The 3,512-nt window shown below is 57.8% G+C and carries 4 protein-coding genes; all 4 read left to right on the forward strand.

Annotated elements, in window-relative coordinates; all coding sequences use genetic code 11:
• Positions 1–366, forward strand: a 366-nt coding sequence (locus HMPREF9463_RS06560; RefSeq protein ID WP_232219767.1) for an arginine deiminase family protein, incomplete at its 5' end; no start/stop codon positions are given.
• A gap of 256 nt (positions 367–622) precedes the next feature.
• The gene (gene tnpA / locus HMPREF9463_RS06565) at positions 623–1,093 is read left to right on the forward strand and encodes an IS200/IS605 family transposase (protein WP_035137934.1); all 471 of its coding nucleotides are present in this window, start codon (positions 623–625) and stop codon (positions 1,091–1,093) included.
• Between the two features lie 297 nt (positions 1,094–1,390).
• A complete protein-coding gene (locus HMPREF9463_RS06570) occupies positions 1,391–2,515 on the forward strand; it encodes an aminotransferase (protein ID WP_035137935.1) in 1,125 nt (374 codons plus the stop codon).
• A gap of 580 nt (positions 2,516–3,095) precedes the next feature.
• A partial coding sequence (locus tag HMPREF9463_RS06575) for an arginine deiminase family protein (RefSeq protein ID WP_035137937.1) occupies positions 3,096–3,512 on the forward strand: 417 nt, incomplete at its 3' end.

The following is a 3,512-nucleotide window of genomic DNA, read 5'->3' on the forward strand; positions in this document are numbered from 1 at the left end:
CCACTCATGGGCACCCTGCGCGTCTACGAGCTGACCGCCGGCAAGAACCCGGGCGACGTGAACATCCGCCTGATCGAGGACACCCTCGAGCACGTCCTGGAGGACGCCACCGGCGTCGACCAGGTCAAGCTGATCCCCTGCGGCGGCGGCGACCCGATCGCGGCCTCCCGCGAGCAGTGGAACGACGGCTCCAACACCCTGTGCGTCGAGCCCGGCAAGATCTGCGTCTACGCCCGCAACACCGTCACCAACGACGTGCTGTACAAGGAGGGCCTGGACCTTCTCGTCGTGCCCTCCGCCGAGCTCTCCCGCGGCCGCGGCGGCCCGCGCTGCATGAGCATGCCCTTCTGGCGCGAGGACCTCTAAGGTTTTCAAAGGCCCGTACGGGTCTTAATACAAACATCTAGCTGCCATTAGATGTCTCCAAATGGGGCGGTGCGGGTTCTCGCACCGCCCCATTCTTGTTTATGGGCTTTAGCCTGTGCGGGGCGCGCAGCGCGCCGCATCAGAAACCACCCGCTATGCGGGTGGGGCCAAACGGCTTTACAAAGCCGCCCCCTCGCCGGACACTTGCGATTGTTCAGGCCGCAGGGAATCCGAGTCGAGAGGGCGGTGGTGGCGTATGGCCCAGAAGGCCTACAGCCTGTCGCACACGAAGTGGATGTGCAAGTACCACGTCGTGTTCACGCCGAAGTATAGGCGCAAAGTCATCTACAACCAAATAAGGTCCGACCTTGGGGAGATCTTCAGGAAGCTCTGCCAGTACAAGGGGATAGAGATCATCGAGGGGCACCTGATGCCCGACCACGTCCACATGCTGCTGGCGATACCGCCGAAGTACAGCGTATCGAGCGTGATGGGCTACCTGAAGGGGAAGAGCTCGCTGATGGTATTCGACAAGCACGCGAACATGAAGTACAAGTTCGGCAACAGGAAGTTCTGGGCCGAGGGCTACTACGTGTCCACCGTCGGCCTGAACGAGGCCACCATCGCGAAGTACATCCGGGAGCAGGAGAAGGCCGACATCGCGATCGACCGGCTGAGCGTCAAGGAGTACGAGGACCCCTTCGGTAGGGGGCCGGGGCGTAAATAGCGCCGGTTTGACCGGCCCGTCACGGGTCAATCTGCAGTGCGGCCCGAACCCCGTGAGGGCCGGCGCCTTTAGACGCGTGCCGGAAATCCAAGGGTTATACCCTAAGAGCAAACCACCCCTTTTAGGGGTGGTTTTGATCTAATAAGCTAAATTAGCATCAGATAAGGTGTCCATTATGTCTAGAGGCGGTCACGTTGATACCCCAACGGTGTCGGTTTCTTTGCCTTTTGGGCATCATTTCGATTCCCATGACCTTTGCCGGCATCATTCCCGTGTTCTAGCGATTGGAGCTTAGTCATGGATATCAAGACAATTGGCGTTGAGGAATGGCTCAACGTTTGGGAGAAGACCGCTACGTGGGACATTGCCCAATCGACGATCTCCTCGCTTGCCATGGGCGAGCTGCGCGCGCTCGACGAGCAGGACGGCGCCACGTTCTACGAGCGCCTGGATCGCGAGAAGATGAACTACGGTTGGATCGAGGGTTCACCGGAGTTTAAGGCCGAGGTCGCCAAGCTGTATCGTCGCGAGGTCAATCCCGATCACATTCTGCAGACCAATGGCTGCACGGGTGCCAACCTCAACGCCATCATGGCCGTTGTCGGGCCCGGCGATCACGTGATTGCCGAGTGGCCTACCTATGCGCCGCTCTATGAGATCCCGCGTACGCTCGGCGCTGAGGTCGAGTATTGGGAGCTTCGCGAGGAGCTCGGATGGAAACCCGATATCGAGGAACTCAAGCGCCTCGTTCGCCCCAACACCAAGCTCATCTGCATCAATAACGCATCGAATCCCATCGGTACGGTGCTTGATGCCGATATGCTCGGTCAGATTGCCGAGATTGCCCATTCGGTGGGCGCCTACGTGCTGTGCGATGAGGTGTATCTGCCGCTCGAGAACACCGAGTCCTTTATGTCGATGGCCGACGTGTATGAGAGGGCCATTGTCACCAACTCGGTGTCTAAGACCTATTCGACGCCTGCAGCTCGCGTGGGCTGGGTCGTTGCGGACGAAGAAATGTCTAACCGCATCCGCACCTACCGCGACTACACCATGATCTGCAGTGGCGTGTTTAACGATGCTTTGGCGACCTACGTGCTCGAGCACAAGGACAAGATTCTCGAGCGTAACCGCAAGATCGTGTTTGGTAACCGCGATATCGCACAGGCTTGGATCGATACGCAGCATCGTGTTTCCTGGACGGCCCCGCAGGGCGTGTCCACCTCGTTTATCCAGCTGGATATTCCCGAGGATGACGAGGAGTTCTGCAAGCGCCTGCTGGCCGAGAGGGGAGTGCTGTTGGTTCCTGGTAGCCGTTTTGAGCTTCCCTGTGGAGCGCGCCTGGGCTACTGCGCGAGCGAAGATGTTCTTCGCGAGGGCCTGAGGCTTCTGGGCGAGGCGCTGGCCGAGTTCGATCGCTAGTCCCTTGAGGTTCTCGAAGGCCTAAACCTTACTGGGCCCTAGGTGTACCGAATGCAGACCCGCTCCCTTTGGAGGAGCGGGTCTGTTTGTCTTTGCCGCCGAAAAAGTCAAGTTGTTACAAATGGAGACGCAAGCTCGATCGGGTATTCGACGGGCCTTATACTGAGCTTCCGGTGAACGGTATCCAACGTCTGGTAAACGGTAATCTGTTTACCAAAAATGAATAGGACGAACTTTCTTTTGAATAAAAATCAAAATGGTTGAGACACAGCGAGAATTGCGAATTCTATTCATATCATTGCGTGAAATATGCAATTTGAGGGTGGTTTAACAAAGATTAGTTCCAATTGATTTTTCGGTTAAAAAAGCGTTTAAGCACGTAAATACACTTTATTAAATCAAAGTGTGCCATGCGTGAAGTATATGTGTATGCCGTTCACCCCTCATATAAAACCGTTCGGGGGCGAGGTGGAAGTATGGACTGATTTTGGATATAAATATGTCGTCAGCAATAACGCCTCACACGGAGGGGCGCTAACGAATCGGCCCTGACAAGGGCCCGAAAGAAAGGTAGGAGGCCATGACGAAAGGTCTGCACGTGCCTTCCGAGATCGGCAAGCTCAGGAAGGTCTGCCTGCACCGTCCCGGCGACGAGCTCCTCAACCTGCCGCCCGACGAGCTCGAGCGACTCCTGTTCGACGACGTCCCGTTCCTGGAGGTCGCACAGCAGGAGCACGACACCTTCGCCCAGATCCTGAGGGACCAGGGCGTGGAGGTCCTCTACCTCGAGAACCTCGTCGCGGAGGTGTTCGACCAGGTCCCCGGCGCCCGCGCCGAGTTCACCGACCAGTACATCGCCGAGGCCGGCATCCGCGGCCAGCACATGCCGCAGATCGTCCGCGAGAAGCTGGACTCCATCGAGGACAACCTCGAGTTCGTCAAGAAGACCATGGCCGGCATGACCAAGTCCGAGATCGACATGCCCCTCACGGCCTCC

It is taken from the genome of Collinsella sp. 4_8_47FAA, from assembly GCF_000763055.1.
GTDB lineage: Bacteria > Actinomycetota > Coriobacteriia > Coriobacteriales > Coriobacteriaceae > Collinsella.

Coding starts and splice junctions, on each gene's coding strand:
- tnpA (WP_035137934.1), top strand. CDS start 623: ATGGCCCAGAAGGCCTACAGCCTGTCGCACACGAAGTGGATGTGCAAG.
- HMPREF9463_RS06570 (WP_035137935.1), top strand. CDS start 1,391: ATGGATATCAAGACAATTGGCGTTGAGGAATGGCTCAACGTTTGGGAG.